Raw genomic sequence first — 25,219 nt, 5'->3', positions numbered from 1 at the left:
GAGTGCAATGTTACATATTTGAAAGGATATTAACAACCAATCTTTCGAATGAAAAAAACACCTGATGCGGACTTTTTAATATTTGATTTAGGAAATGTCATTGTTGACATAGATTACCAAAGGTCCTTAGAGCTTATCCGTCAGGAACTTCCATCCTCCCACCACCACTTATTGGAGGATTTTTATAAAACTGAATTTCATCACAATTACGAAAAAGGAAAGATAGATTCTTTGACTTTTCGTCAAGAAGTGAACGCATATTTTGGTCAGGAATGGGAAGATGAGCATGTTGATTTCCTTTGGAACTCCCTGCTGGGAAAAATCCCTGCTGAAAGACTGGAGCTGGTGAAGCGAGTAAGAGAGCATTATCAGGTTGGAGTTTTGAGCAATACCAATATGATCCATATTCATGCAGTCAATAGCATCCTTTGGAGAGACCATGGATTGCAAAATTTCGATCCTGTTTTCGACTGGGTCTTTTTGAGCCATGAGATGGGACTGTCTAAGCCACAGCCTGAGATCTATGAGAAAATGCTTACCGATTTGGGTACTTCACCTGAAAGAGTGGTATTCTTTGATGATTTGGCTCCAAATGTAGCTGCCGCAAATGAAATAGGAATTCAAGCCATCCATGTTACCGGACCAGAAATCATCTTTGATTATCTAAAGGATGTACAGTAGCAAAGAATACCTTAAACACGGATCCCTATTCATTCTCACACTCATCGCGACCACTTTGGCAGGTGGAGAATGGGTATATGGCAAATCTGTTTTAGGAGAAGGAGACAGTGCACTTACTTGGGAATATTTCACCAAATCTTTAGCCTTTTCTATCCCTTTCATAGGTATTCTTTTGATTCATGAATTGGGACATTTGTTTACCTCCATTTACCATAAGGTAAAATGCTCCCTGCCCTTTTTTATACCTGCTTGGTTTGGGTTTATTGGTGTACCTTCCATTGGAACATTCGGAGCGGTGATTCGGATGAAAGGCTTTGTTAATTCCCGAAAAAAGTTTTTTGATATTGGCGTAGCTGGACCTCTAGCAGGATTTATCATAGCCTTAGGGGTATTGATTTATGGATTTTCAACCTTGCCTCCTGCTGACTATATCTATGAAATCCATCCAGAATATGCCGATCCCAATTTCGAAGGCTATGGAGAGGAAGTTTTAAACTTTGCCTTAGGAGACAATCTGTTATTCTGGGGTTTAGGAGAAGTTTTCGCAGACCCTGAGCGACTCCCTGCCATGGATGAGGTAATCCACTACCCTTTCCTATTTGCGGGCTATTTCGCCCTCTTTTTTACGGCCTTGAACCTTTTACCGATCGGACAATTAGATGGAGGACATGTAGTGTTTGGATTGTTCCCAAAGCACCATCGACAGATTTCATTTGTCGTGTATACTGCATTTATATTTTACGCAGGATTAGGGATGATTAGCCCTTTTATGCCCTATGAAGATCTGGTACTGCGATTACCATTGTACCTAGGCTTTCTATTTATCTGCTATCAAAGGTCGGGGTTACCACTTCAAACCAGAATTACACTTATCCTTTGCATGGGAGCAGTTCAATACTTAATTGCATTCCTAATTCCAAGCATTGAGGGCTATCAAGGTTGGTTATTCTTTGGGTTTTTATTAGGAAGAGTCATGGGGATCAGGCACCCTGAAGTTTCCGGCTTTAGAAAATTAGATACAAAAAGACAATGGATTGGTTGGCTAGCAATTTTGATTTTCATTTTGTGCTTTACTCCTCAACCTTTTGTTTTTACCTAAAAACGAAAAAGGGAGCCAAAGCGACTCCCTTTTTTTATATCCTTAATTCCAGCTCAATTTCCTTCCTGGATTAATTTTAGAAGGGCCGCTGAGGGAATTGTCGCCTTCAAAACCATTTGGGTTTTTGATACATCATCAGAGTGTTGTAAAGTTTTGGTATAAGTCACAGTTCCGATCACATTTCCAAATTGATCAATGATGGCCGCACCACTGGATCCAGCAGCAAAATCAGCAGAAATAGCCATGGTGTTTCTGTATTGTCCTGCTTTGATTTCACTGAATTTATCTGTCACCATTCCTGATGAAAAAGAATAAAAGTACCCTTTTGGATGACTGACAATAAATACTGGATCACCAATCTCAGCATCTTTTGTTGCAATGTTAAGATAAGGTAATTCAAGTCCCTGTGTATCGATTTTCAAAATTGCCAAATCATTTGCTTTATCGGCACTTAATAGCTCTACTACAGGCAAAACTGTCCCGTCCTTGAGCATTACAACCCAAGCATCTCTGGAATCTTTATTGTACTTCGTTACATATCCATTTGCCACATGGTAATTGGTCACGACTATCCCTTCAGAAGAAATAATATAGCCCGATGCTGGATAGATATGAATCCGATCACAAACTTTCCCTTGATCATTGATTTCATTACACTTTCCTGCTGAAGAAACGATGACTGTAGCTTCGGAAACTTTCCTGTAGATTTCACCTGGGCTTAAAGGTGTAATTTCCATCGTCCCCAGTTCGATATTTACAGGAGAATAGCCTTTTGCTTTAAAATAAGGCTGCAATGAATCTGCAGTCAGCAATTTTGCACCTGATTCGATCAATTTAGACGACCCACTCATCAAAGGAACCTTATAATCGCTGATATTATTTTTATATCGCTGCGCCTGAACTGAAAATGCCAGAATGCAGAATAATACAACTAGGACTGTTTTATTTAAAATGCTTTTCATTCTTTATTCATTAAAGGATTTAAGGCCTTCCAATAAGTAATTATGGTATTTATCCAAATCGTAAATCGCACCTACTGGTTTGATCAATGGAGTATCCTCATCACCTAGGACTACATAATAGGGTTGTGAATTGGAGTTGAAATTTGCAGCCTGAAAATCCGACCATTTGGCCCCAATTGTTTTAATGGTCTTTCCACTAAATTCAGAGACTTTCCATTCTGATTCTGGCAATTCAGTTTTGTCATCAACGTAAAGCTGAATCAAAACATAATCTTCCATCAAAGTCTTTAATACTTTCGGATCTGACCAAACATTGGCTTCCATCTTACGGCAGTTGACACATGCATGCCCTGTAAAATCAATCAAGACCGGCTTTTTTACTTTAGCGGCATAAGCTATCCCTTCTTCATAATCGAAAAATGGATTCAAATTCAAAGGAGCATGAAATAGGTCAGCATACTTTCTTGGCTCTTTCTCCTGATTCACAGAACTGATACCTGACCCAAATGAAGAAGTATACAAATCAAAATCTTGGGTATGTTGAGGAGGAAGAAAGGCGGAAATCGCTTTCAAAGGAGCTCCCCAAAGGCCAGGTACCATGTAAATTGTAAATGCAAGAACTATGATACTCAAGAAAGTTCGAGGCACTGAGAGATATGTAAGCTCGCTATCATGTGCAAATTTGATCTTACCAAGCAGATACAATCCCATCAATCCAAAAATGACAATCCACAAGGTCAAAAACACCTCTCTATCGAAAAGGTCCCAATGGTAAGCAAGATCTACGTTGGATAAGAATTTCAAAGCAAGAGCCAATTCCAAGAAGCCAAGAACCACCTTGACGCTATTCAACCAGCCACCAGATTTTGGAAGCGATTTCATCCAAGAAGGAAATATGGCAAATAAGGTAAAAGGAATAGCCAAGGCTAAGGAAAAACCAAACATCCCAACTGCTGGTCCCAGATAGGCACCTGAACTGGCTGCTTGAACGAGTAATGTCCCAATGATCGGCCCTGTACAAGAAAACGAAACTATAGAAAGAGTGGCTGCCATAAAAAACAGTCCCAAAACCCCTTCCTTATCAGATTTTTGGTCCAGCTTATTGGACCAGGAATGAGGTAAAGTCAATTCAAATGCTCCAAAAAAGGATGCTGCGAATACCACCAATAGTAAGAAGAAGAGAAAGTTGAAAATCCCGTTTGTAGAAAGGGAATTTAAAGCGTCAGCTCCGAAGAGAACTGTTATCAGCATTCCTAAAGCCACATAAATAACGATAATGGAAACTCCATAAAACATCGCCTTTCCGATCCCAGCAGCCTTATTTTCTGATTGTTTGGTGAAAAAGCTAACAGTCAGGGGTAGCATAGGGAAAATACAAGGCATCAAGAGCGCTGCAAAACCTCCCAAAAAACCAGCAATAAATATTCCCCACACAGAGGATTCTTCTTCCGAGTGGTTCTCTTCTTTTTGGTTTTGATCGGCTAAATGTCCTGAATTCTCCTCTGAGGATATTGAAGGATTAACCTCAAGCTCTTCTGAAGCGACAGGTAAATTCTCAATCTCAGGACCCTCGACTTGGCTTTTATCAATTGCCTTTTCCACCTTTACAGTTGTTTGTACAGGCTCTTCAACTGTCTTTTTTACCTCAGTAGTCTTGGGAGTACTTTTAGTAAGATCGGCCTCAAACTCGATATCCATTGCCACCTCATTGGGTGGAAGACATTGGGTATCATCACAGACCATAAATGTTACCATCATGGAAACGACTCCAGTTTGATTCTTTGCCTGAATGATTTGCTTAAACACAGCCCGATCACTGAAAAAGCTGACATCCATTTCGAAAAGCTCATCAAATTCAGTTGTCACCTTGGAGATTTCCTCCACTTCAGCTATCAGCTCAAACCCTTCATTTTTGTCAAAAGAAAAACTGGTAGGAATCGGACCTCCCTCATCCATATGCTGACTATATAAATGCCAGCCCTTTTCTATATCGGCAGTTATGATCAATTCCACCAAGCCATTTTCCAAAGGCTTACTTTCGGATGACCAACTTACAGGTTCTAGAATCTGGGCTTTTGCTGCAAGGGTCAAAAAAACCATAAACAGGATAAGAGCAATCTTTTTCATCAGCATCATCTTTTCGAAAATCTTATTTAGATCTAGCGATAGGCTTAAAACCAATCAGTTCAACTTCAGAACTTAAATAGCCATCTTTAACAGGCTCATTTTTCACCAAATCTGTACTCAAATACTTTTTATTACTATCGGCAAAAACGGTCACGACATTCGCCTCTACTCCCATTATCTCCTGCAATTTGATCGCAGCGATTAGGTTAGCTCCAGAACTGATTCCTACTGCCAGTCCAAGGCTTGTTGCTAATTTTTGAGCCATCAAAATGGCATCTCCATCATTTACCTGGATTATTTCATCCAATTGATCCAGCTTCACAATGCTGGGGATGAATTCATCAGAGATCCCCTGAATTCTATGGCTTCCTACTTTGTAGCCTGTTGTCAAAGTTGGAGACTCGGCTGGCTCCATAGGATGTACTTTTATTCTTGGATTGACAGCTTTCAAATATTTTCCAACTCCACAAACAGTACCTCCTGTACCTACACCGGCTACGAAAGCGTCGACTTTCTTTCCAACATGATTGAGTTGGTCGATGATCTCAGGAGCGGTGGTCTTCTGATGAGCTTCCAGGTTGAAGTTGTTATCAAATTGTCGAGGAAGAAAAACATTAGGATCCGCTGCTCCCATCTCCTCGGCCATTGCAATACTTCTTAAAAAGCCACCTTCTTCTTTACTAACCAAAATGATTTCAGCTCCCAAAGAACGGATAATGTCCACGCGCTCTTTACTCAACCAATTGGGCATAATGATCTTCACAGGATGTCCCATGCTTCGACCAATCGCCGCAAATGCAATCCCTGTATTTCCAGATGTAGCTTCAACGATGGTATCCCCCGGTTTGATTTTACCAGTTTCGTAAGCTCTTTGAATGGTATATAGAGCCATTCTATCCTTGATACTTCCAGTAAGATTGTAATGCTCACATTTAACAAAAATGCTCCCTACCCTTTCCTGATACTTGTAATTCAGCTCAATCATAGGTGTATTGCCTACCAAAGACCATAATTCAGAAACTTTCAAACAAGGAAGACATTCCTTCACTTCTGGTAATTCAACTGTATCATTCATTATATTTTATTATAAGAGTAGAATTTGATTTAAAAGGGGAATTCATTTGAGCAAATCCCCCCCTTTTTTGGCTTTAATAGGTATGAGAAAACTCTTCAATCTTTTTCAGCAACAGTCTTATCTTCAGTTCCTTCTGGGTAGAAAATCACATCAACAATATTTGGACGTTTGAAGAATTTCTTTGCATAATTCTGAATATCTTTTGAGCTGACTTTGTCTAGGATATCGTCTAGATATGCAGAACTGGTAATGTCTTCATTGAACTGATAAAAAGACTTGAGAGCTCTTAGCCAATAACTATTGTTCTCCATTCGGTCCTCTGTATTTTTTTTGATATTGAAGACAACCTTCTTCAAATCCTCCTCAGAAACACCTTCTTTAACTTTTTCTATTTCGTCATAGACAATTCTCTTCAATGCATCGGTATTTTCTGGGTCACATTGAAATGAAATATTCAAGGTTTGGCCATTTCTTGGAATTCGATCTGAATCTGTTCTAACACTCACACCATAAGTTCCACCCTCTTTTTCGCGAATACTTTCGGTATATCTTAATTTCAAAATCGAACCCAAAATGGAGTGATAAACAACCTGCTCCCTTGAATATTTCAAATCATTTTTCATTTTGATATAAACGGTTCCTTTTGGCTCGACCATAGGAATGCCAATTCGGAATTGGTTTTCTCCTTTGGGTGAAAAATCGTCATGATCAATCCAATCTTCGGTTCTATCAATATCATGGATGCTTCCTATGTACTGTTCTACCAAAGGTTTCAATTCTTCTTTATCTATATCTCCGACGATGAAGAAAGTGAAATCACTAGCATCGCTGAATCTATCTAAATAGATCTCTTTGATCCTGTCGAAGTCTATTTGATCTAGGTAATCTTTGTCATATTTGATGGCTCTCGGATTACCATTGGCCAAAATATGTCCCAAAGTATCCTGTTGAATACTATTGGCAGTTTCGACTTGGTTTTCGAGGGCTTCATAGCGCTTTTTCATCAGCACATCAAATCGCTCTTTATCAAACCGTGGTGCTTCAAACCTCAGATAAATCAACTGAAGCATCGTTTCAATATCCTTGCTTACAGCAGACCCTGAAACTGACTCGTATGTATCACTGATGTTAAAGCCACTATTTGCTGTTTTACCAGTCATTATTTTTTTGAAGCTATCCTCATCAAAATCTCCAATACCGAAACTATTTACAAATACATCAGCTCCTTTGACAGATGGAAGATCCTTGGGTTCATAAAGTGAAGACCCTCCTACGCTAACAGCTTCAATACCAACTACATCTTTTTGATAATCAGCATGTTTAAAAACAACCTTTGCACCATTGCTCAAAGTCCATTCTTCGGCACCAAAGTCTTCCAACTGCTTGATATTCAAAATCTCACCAGGCTTTGGCATATCGGAAATCAATTCTTTTTGGTCCGGAACATCATCCTCATAGGCTGAGAGTTCTTGCCTATTTACTTTCGCAAGGATCTCTTCCAATTCAGTTAATGTAGGAACTTCATTTTCTTGATTTTCAGGAGAAACGATCGTAAACACTCTATTTTCCTTTTTCAAGAAATTAGTGGCAAACTGACTAACCTCCTCTACCGTAATCCCTGCAACAACCTCTTTTACAAAATCATAGGAAAAATCAGCATCTGGCACAGAAATACCATCGAGGTATGTTCTTTTCAATGAATTGGCATAGGAGTCATTGGTAATTTTATCTCTCCTATTGTATCGATTTTCAGCAGAAACCAAGGTATTGGTTTTCAATCGTTCCAATTCCCCTTCAGTAAAACCATGTTGAAGGACTCTTTGTAGTTCAGTATAAATACCTTCAAAAGCAGCATTCAATTCTCCGACCTTGGAGGTAGCTGTGACACTATAAATTCCATAGCCTTTGACCAATGAGGAACTCGATAAGGAGCCACCTAAAAATGGCGCATCTCCTTTTACAATAAGTTCTCTAATTCGAGCTCTTATCAAGGCGTTGAAAAAGCTCGCAATGTAAGACTCCTTTAGACCACCAATCGTGTTATCTGAAGGGTTTTCATATCTAATCCGAAGTGAAACACTCTGGTTTTCTACTTCCTTATCAGTTGCTACCGCATATTTTGGTTCCTTGTGATCTGGAATGACAATAAAAGGTCTCTCTTTTGGATTTTTAACAGCAGGAATCGCCGAAAACATTTCTACAATTCGATCTTCTACTGCATCTACATCAATATCACCGATCACAGATATAGCCTGAAGATCAGTCCGATACCAATCATGGTAGAAATCCTTTAATGCCTGGTATTCAAAGTTTTTCACCACTTCCATATCGCCTATCACATTGCGATATGCATATATGGTCCCATTATATTTTGCTTCATCTACCTGTTCTCCGATTCTGTATCCAACATTGTATCTGGACCTCCACTCTTCAGTGATCACTCCTCTTTCAGCATCTATTTCTTCTTCCTCAAGAGAAAGTTCATTACTCCAATCTCTCAAAACCATCAAACAAGAATCCACCAAAGCAGCATTTTCGGTAGGGACCCTACTAATGTTGTAAACTGTTTCGTTGGTTGAGGTATAGGCATTGATATCTTTTCCAAATTGGACCCCGTGACGCTCTAGCATATTTAGCATGCTTTTACCAGGAAAAGTTTGGGTGCCATTGAAAGCCATATGCTCCAAAAAGTGAGCGAGTCCATTTTGATTATCATGCTCCAAGACTGCACCTACATTCTGATAAATATAGAAACTAGCTCTTCCTTCGGATTCCTTATTCTCTCTGATATAATAGGTTAAGCCATTTGGCAAAACTCCTGTTCGGAAGGCGGGATCCATAGGGACTTCCTGAGAAAGATCCGTGAACTGCTGCCCAAATGATATCCCCGTAAGGGAAACTAAAACCAAGAACGAAAGGGTAATCTTTTGCATTAAATCAAATTTTGGAAAACTGGTAAAACAGGGAAAGTGAGAAGCCAAAGGCAACCCATTTTCCCATCAACCTCTATGAAGATTTTATATGTTTTTTGAAGGTATTTAAAGAGTCAATGTCAACTCGCCACCTTCTTTCATGATTTCTAGATCAACTTTCATCCCCTCAACCTTTTTAGACTCAGCTTTTTGAGAAATTTGAATGGCCTCTTGTTTCATTTGAATCGCCTTTTCCTGATTTCCAAAAAGGTATTCGTAATCAGCGTATTGATTCAAAGTTTCCCCATCTCCTGGTACGATTTGATAGGCAATATCTATCCAACGGAGTATGTCTTTTTTGTCAAGATCACTTTCTACAAAACCAGCATACATACTTGCCATGGCAGCCAAATCTTGACTCTTTCTTACTGCGTAAGGTCTCACTTGCAAAGCCTCCAAGTCTCCTGCGGCTTTTTTCTGTTCCCAGTCCAAATAGGTTGCTCTTAAATCTGCAACATCCAAGGATTTAGCATAGGCTTCGATTCCAGGTCTGACACGAGCCTTGTAAGCTGGTCCATTCCCTGTTTTAAAATAGAAGTACTCGTAAAGTCTATTCTTTTGAGCTTCATCTGAAGGGGCACCGATCAATGCTGCTGCATTCAAGGCTAATTCCAAATAAGTAGAATCATTTTTTGTCACAGCGTATTCTGTGGTAGTGACAATCATATCTTTTGGAAGCTTCTGATAGATCTCTCTGATATCTTTTCTTACATATTTCTTCCATGACTCAGTGCCTAGATTTTCAGCGATAATTCTATCTGCATTACCACCCAAAACGACCTCCTTATGATGTTTAGCCAAAAGCAAAACCATAGCTTGGCTAGAGTCTGCGACACTTTTTTGAATATCTAGATAGTGTTCCAAAACGTCAGCGTATCCAGTGCTTTTCCCTTTGTGAAGCTGCTCAAGATATATTGCCAAAAAGTTCTCATCGTTCTTTTTTTCTTCGTAAACCTCATTTAGTCTTCCCAAACTATTTGGATCTTTTGCATAGGAAACAGCAAGAGTCACTTCCTTCAAAAATTCATCAGTCGGCATGGCGGCAGAAAAACGATAAATAACATTCCCCTCACCATCTAAAAAGACATAGCCTGGCAAACCTTCAATATTCAATCTTTTCTTTAACTCAGGACCTTCTCCTCGTTCAACATCAACTTTTAAAGCAATCAAATTTTGATCAAAGTAATTGCCTACTTTTTCCTCCTGAAAGACAGTCTTGTCCATTTTTTTACAAGGCCCGCACCAGATAGCATAACCATCTATAAACAAAACCTTTTCTTCTGCTTTTGCTTTGTCCAAAGCATCCTGGAAGCTTCCATTTTCAAAAGTGATTCCCTGAGAAAATCCAATAATCGGTAACAATACCAGAGATAAAATTCCTAAAACAACTTTCATAGTTTAGTCCTGCTTCATTTTGGCAAGTTCATCTTGCTTCGTACTCAATATTTTATCTTTTTCCGGCCAATTATTGATGGCCATCTCCTTATAAGCCAAGGCTTTTTCCTTGTCACCAAATTTGTAAAACAATTCAGCCTGAAGATCATGGAGCAGGTAACTATCAGGAAGAAGTTCGTAGCCGTAATCAATCCATTTCTGCAATTGCTTGGACTCCTTCTTACCATCATTGAGTCTCAGGTATTCACTACCAACACGACTGATCTCACTTACTCGGCTTCTGGCAGTTCTTCCTTCCTCGTAATTCTTCAACATGATCTCTCCCATTAAGCTGGGCTTTTCCAGATACTTCTCTTTGAAATTTTGATAAAAAGCCTCATCCTCGGTTTTGATTTCCTCCACAGTCTTAAGACTTTGAAGGCTATCCATAAACGTCACTGCCAGCTTATTGAACTCTTCGGCATTTCCTACCATGGCGTTATATTCCATTTTGAAATCAAGAGGTCCAGTATTCCTTTTGAAGTTTTCTGGGAGTTCTTCCCAGTTTTTCATGAAAGCCAGATACAACTCAGGATTTTGATCCTCCAAGGCCTTCTCCTTCGTGTTTTTCACAATGGCATTTTTCATTCTGCTGAGCGTCTTTTCTTCCATTTTGGTAGCAATACTCATAAACTCATCAAAGTTCTCTTCCAGAATTTGTTCTGCTTTTCCATCTACCAAAAGGTATTGCTGATGGTCCATCAAAAACTCCATCATATCCACATCATCCTCCTCAATACTCTTTTGAATAGACAACCAAGCCTCAATACTTTCATGTGGATCTTGGCCATATTCAATTATCTTATCGATGTATAATCTCAAAAACTGCTCATTGTCTTTTTTCTCAGGGTATAGCTTCTGCAGACTGACCAGATTCATATCGCTGGTTCGAAGGATATTGGCTTTTTCACCCATAGCAATCATGGAAGCAATTGGTTGAGATCCTGAATCCTTGAAAATCATTTCCCCATCCCCGTTGATAAAAAGGAAAGTGGGATAACTATTCACTTCAAATTTCTCAGCAGCCACTTTGCCTTCACGCTCCGCATCCAACTTGATATTGATGAATTCCTTGTTGTATAATTCTCCTACTTCCGCCTCAGGAAAAACCTTCTTTTCCATTTGTTTGCATGGAGAACACCAAACTGTATAAAAATCCACAAAGAGGAGTTTATCTTCTGCTTGAGCCTTTTCCAAGGCCTCTTCATAGCTAATTGGAAGGAAATCTACTCCCTGAGCCAAAGATTTTGCAGCAAAAAGTGTCAGCAAAACAAGCCCTATTCCAAGTGATTTTTTCATCATCATTTTCAAGGTTTTAAATACAAAATTGCTTGATTAGAAAAGTTGCCAAAATAGTAGCAACCTTGTTTCCGTATGTAAGACGCCCGTTTATGAAAGTAGAGTGACAAGACCGAAAAAAAACCGTTATTTTTTTATGAATAACGGTTTAAGTAGCAGGGCCTAGCCTAACAATTCGGTAATATCAAGAGGTAGGTAACCGTAGAATTTTGATCTGAAATTCCGGCCTTACCAAACTCTTCATTTGCCGGCTAACATCTCTCCTAGATATACCATCGATTTGCTTTTTCAATTCATCGATTGTGAATGCATTTCCATATCTCAAGTACCATTTCAGATAGTCATTGGAAATTTGTTCTGGCTCATAAAAATTCAACACATATTTACTTCCCAGCATCCCTTTTATCTTTCTCAAATCCTTGGTGGAAATATCTCCTTCAGTCATAGGGACTAAAACTTCCTCTTGCATTGCTTTGGTAGCATTCTGGACATTGCCAGAATCCACCATAAATCGGAAGCTCAAAGAATTAAATGGCTTCGGGTATTTTTCAACAAAACTTGTTGTTCCCATCACATAGATATACCCATATTTCCGTCTAATGATTTCATAGATTCGAGAAAAACCAAATTCGGCAATCCCTTCATTGACCAATTCATCATCGAAACTCATCTTTTGGGCAGGCTGACCGAAGTAGTGTTCAACTAGAGGCAAATCTCTGTTGAAATCAAACTCGAACTCATTTGGCGTCTCAATAGAATTCCAATTTAAATCAGCCGTTTGCTCGGAGGAAATAAGATGTTCATTGTGATAAAGGGGAAGGTTACCAATGGAGCTAGAAATTAAATCATCCACATTTGGTGGTAAATCTCCCCCTAAATAGAAAACAGAATTTGAAAGGTCTTGAACAAGTTCTTGACGGTAGTCATAGAACTTTTTGAGTAGCTCCGGACTAAAATCTGGCAACTCTCCTTTTTTGATTGAAGTACCATCAAGTCTAGCCTTAAAGGACTCATAATCTTCATCCTTCACCGACTCTTTCTTCTTTTTAGAAGTATATTTTCTTTTAAAATCAATCGAATCGGGAAATGCTCCCTCAGTGATGGATAGCACGAATACCTGAATCATTTCCTTCAAGAATTCTTTCTTCCCACTCACTGAATATTCAAACTCAAAATCTGTGATTTCGGTCTTTTTACGAATACCAAGAGAACGCTCCATCTGGCTCACTTCTTCTGAAGAGTATTCGCCATAACCATCTTCCAGCAAATCAATAGAAGCTGCAAATGCAGAACGATCTTGAAGCGGAAGCCTATTTAGCCCACCATTACCCAACAGCTTGATTTCTGATGGAGCAAAACCTGAATTATAAACGATAACAGAAGCTCCATTCTCATATTTCAAAAGGTATAGGTCATCTCCCAATTCTATCCTGTGGATGATTCTTGCAGCTTTCTTCTCCTCTACTCTAGGGAAAATAGGCTCCAGTTCACTTTTGATTACAAATGACTGCTGAGGGGGAACGAATTCAAATATCTTATTAAGAGATTCTTGACTGTCTCTGAGCTTTTCTAAAATGAATTCATCTGTAAATTCTGTATCAAATGCATCGGATGATCCATCAAAAAAGATGGTCTTTTCTAGTTCCATCATTTGGTCAAGCATTTCTACAAAATCAATTTCTGGAAGCTCTTTTTGGAGTTGTTCCATCCATTGGAGTTCTTGAGTTTTGGAAACAATAGGTGTTTCTTCCAAAAAGCTTTCTTTTACATCTTTCCAAGCTAAAGGTTCCTCTTTTCGATCAAGGATAGTTTTTAGGCGTCGATTAAAAAAGAATTCAACTTCTTGAGTTGCAAATCCATACTCTTTGGCCTGATTAATCACCCTTGTAAATTCAATCAGTAAATCCCGATAGGTTATATCTTGATCTCCATAAAGCCTAAGATTGAACATAGATGTACCTGGAATCATATTCATATGACTCAAAGTAGATTTTCTATTTATCGATCCAGAACTGTTCACCAGTCTGTTTTCCAACATTTCGCAAAAAACACTTCGGACAAGTTTGCTTCGGAATGAAGGATAATCTCCCAATTCAATTTCAGGAGATTTGAATGCAATGGCTAAAAGAGGAAATTTCTCAGGTCTGCTTGGCTGATAATCATCTCTAATAACTGTTTGCTTAGAAATATCAGGATATTTATTCTTGGGGGCTGAGCCTGTTTTTCTCACTGAATTAAAAACCTGCTCGATGTATTTCTTTACTAAACTACGGTCTACCTTTCCTTGGATAACCAATGCCATTTGGCTTGTCGTGTAGAATTTGTTGTAAAAATTCTGCAGTTCTTCAAATTGGGCTGAAGCAACTTCCTCTGGCGTACCTAGACCATTATGACCTTCCAAAAGTGTCCCAACTAGATAGGGGTTTACGCTTCCTTTCCCCTTTCCTATTTCTTCTATCACTACATTCTTCTCCTTTTCAAAGGACATTACCTCCATTTGGAGATCAAACATCGATTCTCTAATCCAGATTAGAAGCTTCTTTAACTCCTTAGGATTTTCTGAAGAAATATTGAAATAATAATTGGTTTCGGTCTTATTAGTGGCCGCATTGTATTCTTTTCCAAATCGCAAACCCATCAGCTCTAAAGCCTCAATGGACTTTTCTCCTGGATATCTCTTGCTTCCTTTGAAAATCATATGTTCCAAAAGATGAGCAAATCCTCGCTCAAAAGGTGATTCTACATAAGAACCGGTATTTGCTAGAACCCTAACGGAAATTTTTCCTGGCGCCTCTTCAGGTAATAGGTAGTAGGTAAATCCATTTTCCAATTTACCTACTACCGACTCAGTATGTTCAGCCTGAGATTGCGCTAAAATTGACTGAGAAACAAAGCCAAGAACGAATAGTATTCTTGTTACTTTCTTATTCAAAATTAAAGAGAGGCGCACCTATTGAGTCTCAATTATTCGTAGAAGAAATAATAGGTTTCTATCTTTCCTTCGTAAATGTAACCTCCTGATGTAAAGATCTTTGTAATCTTTGTGATATTCCCATCAGTATCCGTTTCATAGCTGTAGGAAGGTTCTCTCAAATAAGTACTTGCATAATTAGGATCAGATGGCACAGTCCTAGTCATGACATATTTATTTGAAAATAAATCATCTTGAAGATTCAAAACAATGGACTTATCCATGAAATAAGGAGGTAATCCTTCCATAAATACTGGCATCAAAACTGGATCATATTCGGTTTTATGCTGTCTCCTCAACGTATTGCTTCCCATGTAGGAAGAGATTTGCCAATATTCACCGAACACATTTTCTCCAAGGCCAAATGGATCGCTGAAATACACATTTTCAACTTGTGAATCTGTGTAATAGGAAAGCAATTTTCCTTCCTCATCGTAAACAAAATCACTTGCCTCAATCTTTAGCTCTCCCTCTGAAACATTACCCTGATCGTAATCAAAATCTTGAGATTGAATTTCTTCAAGTAGTTGAGTCCCTTCTAGATATTTGAAGTATAGGAAACTTTCCGAATCAAATTCTCCTTGAGTATCAATGTTTTTATAACTCATAGTATCCACCATATTTTGATCATTGTAGGTGAATTCTACGTGGTTATAGCTACCATTAGGGAATACATAATCAAATGAGGTGATTTGACCATTTTCATTGTATTCGATTGGGATTTTATTCAAATTCCCAAGTCTATTATTATAGTGAATTCTATATGGTCTTTTGATTTCTGAACTCTTCCTTACGGTCAAAGTCGTCGTAGAAATCTGGCCAACTTCATCTTCGATAACGATGTCGATGCTATAATCTACTCCGTCTAGTAGCTCACCCAAAAAGACTACTTCTTTGATGGACAATTCATACAAAACTGTATCGCTTTCCGCTGCAGAAAAAGAATATTGCTCCTGATCATCAAATAAGATCTTCACTGATTTCAATGGATTTAATCCTGTAGAAACCAGACCCTTTACGATATATGCGGGAGCAGCTACTGATATGTTTTTACCCCCAACCAATTCTATTTCAGGAAAAGAAAATCCTTTGACATCCAATCTGATTCCTTGGTTGAAACTACGCTGATCTTGATCAATCACTTTGATGATGTAATTCAAAACCGTATCCTTTTCAAATGGAGTCAAATCCACCTGATAGATCATATCAAATTTTGTCTGACCTGAATATCCGACTATCTCTTCTACCAACTGGTAATCTGAAGCATTGATCAGTTCTATGGTTTTCACCCTATTGGGCACATCCATTTTCATAGTAATGTCATAGAAGTCAGCTGTATCTCTTCTTACTTCTACTCTTTGATCACCTATTTCAAACCCAGGATCTGGAAATGTCGGTTCTTGCTGACAGGATTGGAACATCAACATTCCCGTAAAAAGAGCCAGGATGGTAAGTATTAAATTATTCTTCATGGTTTCCTCTTTTTAAAATTATTATTGAAATACAGCCAGATCTGGGTTGATTCCCACCAAATTCACTCCCCATTCATCAAATGTCTCCAGCAACAATCTCATGTTTTCTTGGATGTTTTCCGGAAAGGCCAAAAGCTCGGATTCGTCTCTATGGATCATTTCATTGATATAGCTTCTGACATCTACAGCCCTGTCAGCTACGAAGGAATAACTAGGCAAAATTGCTCTTTCATGTTTGATGTAAGATGGCAGACGATTTCCATCCTCATCATAATATTGGTAATATGTTCTAAGTCCCGTTCTGCTGAAGAAATAATTAGCATCTACAAAACCTTTAGAGTAGAACCAATCCTTGTCCACTACATACACCGTCTTTTCATCTGCAATCCCATTTTCCTCACGGTAGATTGCTTCCATTTCCTGATTGTAATAGGAAGATTTCCCATTGTAGAATGCCTCTGGAATCTCATCATATAGATTATGCATCCCCATGATTCGACTCAATAGGATATAGAAATTATCCAGACTATACTCCTCAAGATCTTTTTGTGCATCTTCCTTATTGACATTGAATACAATAGCATGTCTATTGAATATCGTGCGGAGATTATTTCTTGGTGAAGAAGAGAAACGAGAATCAGATTCCACCAAGATGAGAGCTGGATCACCTGAGATAGTACCCACAGAATAGATTGAGCTGCTTAACAATACCTTTTTGGGCATTAATGAACCAATCTTTTTAGCGGGATCGAAATAAGTTAAGACCGTAGTATCTAACATGGTAACCACTTCTTCGACGTATGCTTTATATTCTGTGTCAGATCCCAATACTTCTCCATCACCTACAAAGAGAGTTTTGATCATTGGAATTTCCACACTTGCCCATACCTCTGCGGCAGCATCTGATGAAGCTATGTAAGCAAAATCCAAAGTATCTTGATACTCATAAAGTAGGCCCATATCAAAGTCTTCATAAAGACGACTGATTACAGGATTTGACAAATCGATCTGGGAACCGATTCTATCCTCATCTTTCAAGGAAGGGGTTAAAGTATCCTCACTAACACAGCTCACTGCCAAAAGTGAAATGAGGACAAGGCAAATAGTTATGGTGTTTTTCATGATAAAGTCTTTTGAATCATCAATAATCCCTGCTTGGGAATCCTACTTGTTAGTTGATTTCAGGGATTTTTTCATATCTCTCATTATTCCTGATCAAAGGATTGTTTTGCCTTTCCTTCAAAGGAATAGGAAGAGTATAGTTGTAATCATTTGGAAGCAGGGTAAAAGTCTCTGTTCCCAACTTTTCATTGTTGTCATCAATCAGCGTAAACACGTGGCTGATCTCTGGTTGAGTTTCCATTCTCCTCAGATCAAACCACCTGTGATGATCCTCAAAGCACAATTCTTTTCTTCTTTCAGCGAACAAAAAGGAAATCAATTCATCAGCACTAGTGGGATAAACCACTTCCGAAATATCTGTATATCGGGTGCGATGAAGAGTCTGAATATCTGAGACTGAATTTTGAATCTGACCTAGATTAGCATAAGCCTCAGCCCTATTTAGGTAAGCTTCTGCTACCCTTAGGTTGGCAAAGCCCAAACTTGTATAAAGATCTCTCTGATATTTTTTAGTCCTATAGTTGTACTTCCCTGTACCGTCATCCACAGCGATGAAAAATGCAGATTTTCGCAGGTCTTTATCGTCGTATGAATTGATCAATTCTTTGTTGACAAAGAAGGCAACCGATGTCAAATCCGTTCCAGAGGAATACAGATTGAAAATGGGAGACGTTGTATAGTAAGAATAAAGAATCTCTTGATTGTCTGCAGTAACAAAAGGAGAGTTTGCGCTTACTTTGGAAAGTACTCCTTGGTCGATCACTTCAGATGCATAATAGACCGCCTCATCCCATTTTTGCTGGTAAAGCATCACTCGAGACAATAGCAAGTCAACTGCAGCAACTGTTGGGTGCCAAATGCTTTTCGAAACACCACTTTGAGCAATCAGTTCTTTAGCCAAAAGCAAGTCTGATTCTATATGGGCGTAGCCTTCAGCAACTGTGTTTCTTTGGTATGTGACTTCTACACCAATATCATCTCTCAATGGTACTCCCAAATCCGTAATAGCAGTTCCGGGATTGAATGGTTGCCCATAAAGATTCAACAAGTTGAAATAAGATAAACCTCTGATGAAATAAGCTTCTCCCTTGGTATAGTCATTTTCTTCTTGGGTACCGATGGCCTCGTCTACCAGCTCAATGACATAGTTGGCGATGGCAATATCCTCGTACATTTTCTCCCAGGAATAATTGATGTTGTTGATACGATTCCCGTACTCATCCAGCTCTATTTCTCGCTGCCAGGTATAGGTGGTTTTCAAATCAAACTTTCTGGAAGTTAAAGCGCTTGGATCCTCAACGACATTGTCAGTCATATGATCAATGGACCTAAAAATCGGATAGGTAGCATTAAACTCCTGTAGCATCAAAGCGGAGAAATGGTCATTTTTTTCGGGAACCAATTTATCTTGGTCCACTTCATCCAAAAAGCCATTACAGCTCAAAAAAGGTAAAAGGAATAGTATATATGATAACTTTTTCATTTTTCTCTTCTTTTAGAATCCCATGTTTATACTGAAACTATAGCTAGGCACACTTGGTAAACCTATACCAGAAACTTGCTCTGGATCTTGACCATTCAACCTCTTATCAAAGGACCAAACAGCGATGTTACTGCCCTGAAGACCAAGAGTTAGATTACTAATTCCGGCTTTATTGATGACATGGTTTGGTACATTATAGGACAAGGTCAAAGTCTGGAATCTGATATGGTCAGCTTTCACCACTCTTGCATCGCTATAGTCATACATCCACCAGGCATTCGTTCCTTCTGGAACTACCGTTCCATAATTGCTCACATATATTCTGCTATAGCCATCAGCTGCTGTACTAGAACTGAAAGCCATGTTGTGATTTGTAAGTGCAGGGATATCGGTAGTCAACTCATCACCAGGATTTCTCCATCTGTCATTGAAATCACTGTGCATATTTTCATATGGCAAGGGAAGATTTTGATTTCCATTGAACAAATTCAACAATCTGGTCTTGTACCCTAGCTTATAGGTGAAATTGGCTGCCAATCTGAAATTGCCCATTCGGAATTGAGTCCCAAACCCACCATAATAAAGTGGCACTCTGCTTCCCTCATAAGTCAATGCAGCTTGCAATTGCTCTTCGGCAGTCATATCTCCTTCATCCAAATGTTTGAATGTAGGAAGGCCTTCTTCAGTCAAGCCGTCAAATTGGTAGGAAAAGAATCCGTTGGTAGGGAATCCTTCACGGTAAATATTACCCTGCAAATAATTATAAATCGTTAGGTTACGCTCAGCTCCATCCTCAAAACCTTGCAATACTCTATCGCGATCATAGGAGAAGTTCAAATGGGTACTCCAAGCAAACTTTCCTCTCTTCACATTGATCGTCTGAACCATGAATTCATAGCTGCTGACATCTTTACTTCCAGAATTATACATCTGCACCGCAGTACCATTCACCAAGGAAACTGGTCTGCCTTGAAGCAAGTCAGTACTTCTAGAGTAGGAGTAATCAAATGCACCACTAATTCTTCCACCCAACAAACTGTAATTCAATCCAAAATCAGTTGTCTGAGTCTTTTCCCACCGAAGATTTGCATTTGGAAACTCCGATAAAAACGATGTGTTTTCAGGATAGTAGGTAGCATTATTCTTCCCATAATTGGTAATGATCAAATATGGGCTCGAGCCTGGCATAGTTCCTCTTACACCATAGGAAGCTCTGAAAGCCAATTCATCGAAGATATTATTTCGATTCCAGAAGGCTTCATTGTGAATATTCCAACGGGTAGAAACAGACCATGTAGGCTTGAATTTATATCTTTCGTATTGACCAAAGGTATTCGAACCGTCGCTTCTTAAGTTAAAATTAAAGATGTAGCGATTGTCGTAGATGTAATTGAAAATCCCGAATACAGAAAGGTTATTTATGGTTCTGTCAGTAATTTTAGGATAGACATTAAGATTTCCTCTTGTAGTCAACCAATTGATCATCGCATCATAATTATAATCTGCGAAATTCAATACAGTATTGCTATTGTCATCAACTGTGAAAGAAGGAGCAGGTAAAGCTACAAAGCCTCTACCTTGGAAATGGTTGTAACCCGGAACTGTAAACCCGGTAGCTCCCCAATATTTCGTAGAGCGGGCTTCTTGACCCAAATTGACATTGATGACATGTCTATTGTTGATGGATTTATTATAATTAAGCTGATTGGTAATGGAGTAGTAATCTTGATTAACCATTCCTCCGTTGTAAACTCCCCCGAATGGCACCATGGAATTGTTATCTACCTGTCTTTGAACCAAATCTTCAAAGGCATCATAAGATCTCAACTTAGCTGTGTAGAATGCATCTTCAGTGATCCATTCTTCAGTCAAATTTGTAGTGTTTCTAAAACTCGCCTGACTTGTAAATCGGAAGTTTTCCAAAAACTCCCATCTTAATGATGCTACAATGGAAAAGTCCTTATTTGTAATATTTTGCTCTGAATTGGCTATTTCATTGAGCACATTGTATCTGCCATAAATCTGATCATCATTGGATCCCAGAATTACCTGACTTTGGTAGAAATATTCTCCATTTTCATCATAAATAGGAACAGTTCTACTCGTGTAATAAGCAGTATTAAAGGAGTTTATAGAGCTATGATTATAACTTCCTTCCTGAACCGAACCATTCATTCTGAAAGACAAAACCACATTATCGCGAAGGTCTAGATCCAAATTGGATCTGGCTGTAATTCGCTTCAATCCGACATTTTGCTCTGCACCTTGTTGATTATCATATCCTAGAGAGAAATAATAGCGTGCACTTTCACTACCCCCAGATGCACTTACTGAGTGTTTCTGGCTAAAAGAGTTTCTAAAAAGTTCACCAAACCAGTCACTATTCAAAGTCTCCAAATACCCTACTCTATCCTGAAACTCTTGGTAAGTATAAGTACCATCCCACAAGTTGATCAATGCCCCCTCATATCCGAGACGATCTACGTTTTCATAGGAACCAGAGTAGCCCAAATTTCTTTCATACATTTCTCTGGAGACATCGATTCTCTCCAAAGAATTCATCAGATTGAAATTGCTGTAATGAGGAGCTTGTGTAAAACTATATCCACCAGAATAATTCAGAGATGGAGCACCTTTTTCACCTCGCTTTGTGGTAATCACAATCACGCCATTTGCTGCTTGGGTACCATAGATTGCTGTAGCGGATGCATCTTTCAAAATGTCAATTTTTGCAATATCAGATGGATTGATTCCTGTCAAAGCATTTCCAATGATATTGACATTGTCAAAGCTATTGATATCACTTGCACTCAAAGGAACAGGATCACTGTAGATAATACCATCCACTACCCAAAGTGGGCTTTGATTTCCTGTAAAAGTACTTCCCCCTCTTACACGTACTTTAGCTGCTGCTCCCGGAGTGGAACTGATATTATTTACCATAAGGCCCGGAGCCTTTCCTTCAAGCATACGATCCACCGTGATAGCAGGCACGATATCCAAATCCTCGGCAGTCACTGAAGCGATGGAGCTGGTCAATTCAGTTTTATCAATGATCTGATAACCTGTCACCACAAACTCATCTATATCCATGGACTCTGACTCCAAAGCAACATAAACCCTTTCCTGGCTATCGATTTCTACCTCTTGGGCAGCATAACCCATAAAGGAAAAAACAAGAATTGGATGGGTACTTCCACTTGCCAATGTACCTGGCAAGTTGATATGAAAGTTCCCATCCAAATCTGTTACTGTTCCTAAAACGCTTCCCTTTATTCTGATATTAACTCCTGGAAGCGGATCACCTGACTCTTTTTCTATAACTGTTCCATTTACTGAAACAGTTTGATTGACAGGCTCCCGGTCAACTATTACAATAACACCATCGACCATTTTGTATGTCATTGTAGTAGGTCTCAGCACAATCGTAAGTAGTTCTTTGACCGTTATATCTGACTTTGAAATGGTAATGCGATCCAATTCAGCTATTTTCTTATCGTTAAAGAAAAAACTGTAATCTGTCTGCTTTCTGATTTCTTCAAAAAATTCAGGAAAGCTTAAATCCTTCACGTTTACACTAACTTTCTTCGTTTGTGCAAATACTGAGGTGGATAAAGCCAACAGCACGATTATTATTAGCGGTATAGATTTCCTCATTTTGAACATTATTATTTCATTCCGTCAGCTGGGATGCCGATGAATAAAGGGTAAACTTCTTAATTAGGTTGGCGAATTTTTTATACAGAATTCCTTTCAGACCACCACGAAAAGTGATTTGATCTTACTTGGAAACGACTAGCTTCTTGTTGTCCTCAGTTTGGATTTTAATTGAAGTTTCAGCTTCAATTATTTTTAGGATACTGGACATATTAATATCTCGAGGTAGATCTCCAGAGAATTTCATTTCTTTATCAGAATTGTCAACAAACTCCACCTCAACATCATACCATCGACTTAGTTTTTGAAGTATTTTTTCCAAAGGCTCATTTCTGAAAGAGAACTTCCCTTCTTTCCAAGAAACAAATGGATAAGTGTCAACGGTCTTTTTCACCACATCTCCTCCTACTTTATGGTAGACCAACTGTTCGTTTGGCAGCAAATTCTCTTCCTGAGCTACTGTTCCTGATTCAAAGCTCTGGACCATCACTTTCCCTTCTACTAAAGTGGTTGTGATCGTAGCATCTTCTTGGTAAGCAGAAACGTTAAATTCAGTCCCAAGCACTTTTACTTCCTGATTTCCAGAGCTTATGATAAAAGGCTTTTCTTTATTTGGTGCAACATCAAAGTATGCTTCTCCTATCAAGGAAACTCGACGTTCGTCACCCGTAAAAGGGACAGAATAGCTCAATTCAGTTTCGGAATTCAACCAAACGACTGTTCCATCAGACATTTCCAACTTATACTCGGCACCTCTAGGAACTCTTAAAGTATTCATCACACTTACTACACCTTCCGCATCCTCCTCATCATTGTAGGACAAAAGTCCTTGAGTATTTGCTATGGAAATATTTCCTTGTTTGATATCTGCAGGTTGACTTTCCAAATCCACTACAAGTCCATCGGATAAAATCAATTCAGCATGCTGAGTTCCAGGCTGAATATTCACCTCAGAAGCAGATAGATAGGATCCTTCCGAATTTGATTTGATTGATTGATAAGAGAAATAAAGTGCAACAGCTACTAAAATCACCGCAGCAACGGCTGCAATCCTTCTGTAAATTGAAATGGAAACGACTTTAGTTTGAGCGGATTTTTCTTGCATATTTTTAAGAAAAACTTGCCACTCTTGATCCGTTTTCACTTTCTCCCTTTGCTCAACCCATTCACTGAATGAGGTTTCATTTAGGATATCATCTTCCAATTTTTTATTGGACTCATCACTCTCCCATTCCTTCAGTACTTTCTTCTGCTCTTTTGACAAAGAACCAAGAATCTTCCCAGCGATTAACTCCGCAAATTTCAGTTGATTTCTTATATCCTTCATTTGACCCTAAAATATATTGACGAGCTCGTATATTGTAAGGACGCAGACTATATGGGTTGCGGGTGACACCCAGGTTAAAAATAAATTACCTTTCTGTTAAAAAAAGTGGATAAAGTCCGTGAGCAGAATCATAACAAACTGACCACCAAGACTTTCCCTCATTGCCTTATAAGCTCTTTTTTTTACCGTTTTTACTGAATTGAGTGTAATATTTAATTCTCCCGCGATTTCCTGATTCTTCATTCCCTTCAATGCAAGAAGGACAACTTGCTCAGCTTGAGGAGATAATTTTTTGATTGCCTCGTGAAGCAACACATAGGTCTCCTCTCGCAAAACAGCTTCTAAATACCCATCATCTTCTACAGACTCCCCTTCTTCTAGGGAGGTTTTTTGAATCTTTTTTTCAGATCTGATATGACTGATACAAGCATTTTTCACCAAAACATATAAGTAAGCTTTCAGAGCATTTTCATCAGCAAACTCCTTTTGGTCCTTTTCCCATAATTTTACAAATGCCTCTTGAGCTATATCCTTTCCTTTTGATTCGTCTTTGAGGATCCGTGAAGCCAACATGCACATAGATGGAAAAAGCCATTCAAACAGTTCGTTGAAAGCTTTACTATCATATTGAATGTCTTTTCCGGATATTTTCATAAGACCTTTTGTCAATCAAGGTATCCTTCGATCAAAAGAGGCTAACTCTAGGAATATGGGTGAAGATTTATGTTTTAGCCTTTCAAATTAAAACCAAAGATTTTTGCCGTGAAAGGAATTGGCGCTAGAAAATAATTCCATAGCTATCCTAGTCACTTGAAAATCTTGAGTTTCTGAATGCAAATTTAAGAATGAATCTTAGGATAAGAATAGCCAAAATCTAAATAAGTCAGGATTTCTTTTCTGAATATTGAATCCATGTTGGAATCTTTGAATCATTCTCTACCTTTTCAAGAGATCAAAAAAAATGGCTCCCGATCTGGGAACCCTTTCAATTACAATAAAAAAATCTTATCAACCTAGTTGATATATTTTGAGTGAACTATTTTAAATTTTAGCTAACCCACTCGCAAATGACCTTCAATTGATTTGTATGGTATTGTGAAGTTGATTTTTTTTCAATAATCAACTTTAAATAATTACAAGAAATCTTTTTTGTTTTCACCTTAGCAATTAAGAAAACTTCATCCTCTAGGCTCATTTCAAGGTAACCTACTGCATTTTTCAGGTTCATTAGACTTGACTCATCAATTAGGTCCTCCATATAAATTTTTGTAATCCTTTCTTCAATACCATTTAGTCCGTTCTTTACTCTATAAATTTGAAAATCAGGTAATTTTAAGACCAATTCAGCCCTATTCCTTTGTTTATTTATTTTAATCTTATTCACTTTTGATTAAAAACTCTAAACCTTTTTTTAAAAGTCTACTAATGATTTATAATACATCCACCTTCTTCTGTCTTCCTGTGTAGGTGAAAGAAGATTTGCCTACTCTGAGCTCTGTTCTTCTGTTCAGCTGATGCATCGCATCGGTACAGGTCAG

At 38.5% G+C, this 25,219-nt stretch carries 16 protein-coding genes; 2 read left to right on the top strand and 14 right to left on the bottom strand.

Translation table 11 applies throughout. The features are described from left to right. Positions 1–48: 48 nt before the first annotated feature. Both BUF13_RS00080 and BUF13_RS00075 read left to right on the top strand, forming a co-directional pair. Positions 49–681, top strand: coding sequence for an HAD family hydrolase (locus BUF13_RS00080; protein ID WP_073569725.1), 633 nt, complete (start codon positions 49–51; stop codon positions 679–681). Further along, positions 671–1,780, top strand: a complete 1,110-nt coding sequence (locus BUF13_RS00075; RefSeq protein ID WP_073569724.1) for a site-2 protease family protein — start codon at positions 671–673, stop codon at positions 1,778–1,780. The genes BUF13_RS00080 and BUF13_RS00075 overlap by 11 nt, the downstream gene beginning before the upstream one ends. 53 nt (positions 1,781–1,833) lie before the next feature. On the opposite strand, the gene BUF13_RS00070 is transcribed toward BUF13_RS00075, so the two are convergent. The 14 genes from BUF13_RS00070 to BUF13_RS00005 form a co-directional block, all read right to left on the bottom strand. Then, a complete protein-coding gene (locus BUF13_RS00070) occupies positions 1,834–2,742 on the bottom strand; it encodes a S1 family peptidase (RefSeq protein ID WP_073569723.1) in 909 nt (302 codons plus the stop codon). A gap of 3 nt (positions 2,743–2,745) precedes the next feature. Continuing rightward, complete coding sequence (locus BUF13_RS00065) at positions 2,746–4,869, bottom strand: protein-disulfide reductase DsbD family protein (RefSeq protein ID WP_073570778.1); 2,124 nt, start codon at positions 4,867–4,869, stop codon at positions 2,746–2,748. A gap of 22 nt (positions 4,870–4,891) precedes the next feature. After that, positions 4,892–5,944 (bottom strand): PLP-dependent cysteine synthase family protein, encoded by a 1,053-nt coding sequence (locus tag BUF13_RS00060; protein ID WP_073569722.1) that lies wholly within the window; start codon positions 5,942–5,944, stop codon positions 4,892–4,894. Positions 5,945–6,039: 95 nt separating this feature from the next. Continuing rightward, complete coding sequence (locus tag BUF13_RS00055) at positions 6,040–8,877, bottom strand: M16 family metallopeptidase (protein WP_073569721.1); 2,838 nt, start codon at positions 8,875–8,877, stop codon at positions 6,040–6,042. A 105-nt stretch (positions 8,878–8,982) separates the two neighbouring features. Continuing rightward, a complete protein-coding gene (locus BUF13_RS00050; protein ID WP_073569720.1) occupies positions 8,983–10,311 on the bottom strand; it encodes a thioredoxin family protein in 1,329 nt (442 codons plus the stop codon). A gap of 3 nt (positions 10,312–10,314) precedes the next feature. After that, positions 10,315–11,649 (bottom strand): thioredoxin family protein, encoded by a 1,335-nt coding sequence (locus tag BUF13_RS00045; protein WP_166669800.1) that lies wholly within the window; start codon positions 11,647–11,649, stop codon positions 10,315–10,317. Between the two features lie 184 nt (positions 11,650–11,833). Beyond that, the gene (locus BUF13_RS00040) at positions 11,834–14,581 is read right to left on the bottom strand and encodes a M16 family metallopeptidase (protein ID WP_166669799.1); all 2,748 of its coding nucleotides are present in this window, start codon (positions 14,579–14,581) and stop codon (positions 11,834–11,836) included. 32 nt (positions 14,582–14,613) lie between these two features. Further along, a complete protein-coding gene (locus BUF13_RS00035) occupies positions 14,614–16,092 on the bottom strand; it encodes a hypothetical protein (RefSeq protein WP_073569717.1) in 1,479 nt (492 codons plus the stop codon). 21 nt (positions 16,093–16,113) lie between these two features. After that, positions 16,114–17,214, bottom strand: coding sequence for a hypothetical protein (locus BUF13_RS00030; RefSeq protein WP_073569716.1), 1,101 nt, complete (start codon positions 17,212–17,214; stop codon positions 16,114–16,116). 49 nt (positions 17,215–17,263) lie between these two features. Then, positions 17,264–18,697 carry a RagB/SusD family nutrient uptake outer membrane protein gene (locus tag BUF13_RS00025; RefSeq protein ID WP_073569715.1) on the bottom strand — a complete coding sequence of 478 codons (1,434 nt, stop codon included), beginning with the start codon at positions 18,695–18,697 and terminating at the stop codon, positions 17,264–17,266. 12 nt (positions 18,698–18,709) lie between these two features. Next, positions 18,710–22,354, bottom strand: a complete 3,645-nt coding sequence (locus tag BUF13_RS00020; RefSeq protein WP_166669798.1) for a SusC/RagA family TonB-linked outer membrane protein — start codon at positions 22,352–22,354, stop codon at positions 18,710–18,712. 124 nt (positions 22,355–22,478) lie between these two features. Continuing rightward, on the bottom strand, positions 22,479–23,681 hold the full coding sequence (locus tag BUF13_RS00015; RefSeq protein ID WP_073569713.1) for a FecR family protein: 1,203 nt from the start codon (positions 23,679–23,681) through the stop codon (positions 22,479–22,481). Between the two features lie 96 nt (positions 23,682–23,777). Then, entirely contained in the window at positions 23,778–24,335 is a 558-nt protein-coding gene (locus BUF13_RS00010) for an RNA polymerase sigma factor (protein ID WP_073569712.1), read from the bottom strand. A gap of 394 nt (positions 24,336–24,729) precedes the next feature. Further along, positions 24,730–25,065, bottom strand: coding sequence for a hypothetical protein (locus BUF13_RS00005; protein ID WP_073569711.1), 336 nt, complete (start codon positions 25,063–25,065; stop codon positions 24,730–24,732). Positions 25,066–25,219 lie beyond the last annotated feature (154 nt).

Source organism: Algoriphagus zhangzhouensis (genome assembly GCF_900148515.1).
GTDB lineage: Bacteria > Bacteroidota > Bacteroidia > Cytophagales > Cyclobacteriaceae > Algoriphagus > Algoriphagus zhangzhouensis.
The sequence above is the reverse complement of the archived record's forward strand: the minus strand, read 5'-3'. Positions and strand labels throughout refer to the sequence as shown.

Coding starts and splice junctions, on each gene's coding strand:
- BUF13_RS00045 (WP_166669800.1), bottom strand. CDS start 11,649: ATGAAAAAATCACTTGGAATAGGGCTTGTTTTGCTGACACTTTTTGCT.
- BUF13_RS00010 (WP_073569712.1), bottom strand. CDS start 24,335: ATGAAAATATCCGGAAAAGACATTCAATATGATAGTAAAGCTTTCAAC.
- BUF13_RS00080 (WP_073569725.1), top strand. CDS start 49: ATGAAAAAAACACCTGATGCGGACTTTTTAATATTTGATTTAGGAAAT.
- BUF13_RS00035 (WP_073569717.1), bottom strand. CDS start 16,092: ATGAAGAATAATTTAATACTTACCATCCTGGCTCTTTTTACGGGAATG.
- BUF13_RS00015 (WP_073569713.1), bottom strand. CDS start 23,681: ATGAAGGATATAAGAAATCAACTGAAATTTGCGGAGTTAATCGCTGGG.
- BUF13_RS00025 (WP_073569715.1), bottom strand. CDS start 18,697: ATGAAAAAGTTATCATATATACTATTCCTTTTACCTTTTTTGAGCTGT.
- BUF13_RS00075 (WP_073569724.1), top strand. CDS start 671: ATGTACAGTAGCAAAGAATACCTTAAACACGGATCCCTATTCATTCTC.
- BUF13_RS00020 (WP_166669798.1), bottom strand. CDS start 22,354: ATGAGGAAATCTATACCGCTAATAATAATCGTGCTGTTGGCTTTATCC.
- BUF13_RS00070 (WP_073569723.1), bottom strand. CDS start 2,742: ATGAAAAGCATTTTAAATAAAACAGTCCTAGTTGTATTATTCTGCATT.
- BUF13_RS00030 (WP_073569716.1), bottom strand. CDS start 17,214: ATGAAAAACACCATAACTATTTGCCTTGTCCTCATTTCACTTTTGGCA.
- BUF13_RS00050 (WP_073569720.1), bottom strand. CDS start 10,311: ATGAAAGTTGTTTTAGGAATTTTATCTCTGGTATTGTTACCGATTATT.
- BUF13_RS00055 (WP_073569721.1), bottom strand. CDS start 8,877: ATGCAAAAGATTACCCTTTCGTTCTTGGTTTTAGTTTCCCTTACGGGG.
- BUF13_RS00065 (WP_073570778.1), bottom strand. CDS start 4,869: ATGAAAAAGATTGCTCTTATCCTGTTTATGGTTTTTTTGACCCTTGCA.
- BUF13_RS00060 (WP_073569722.1), bottom strand. CDS start 5,944: ATGAATGATACAGTTGAATTACCAGAAGTGAAGGAATGTCTTCCTTGT.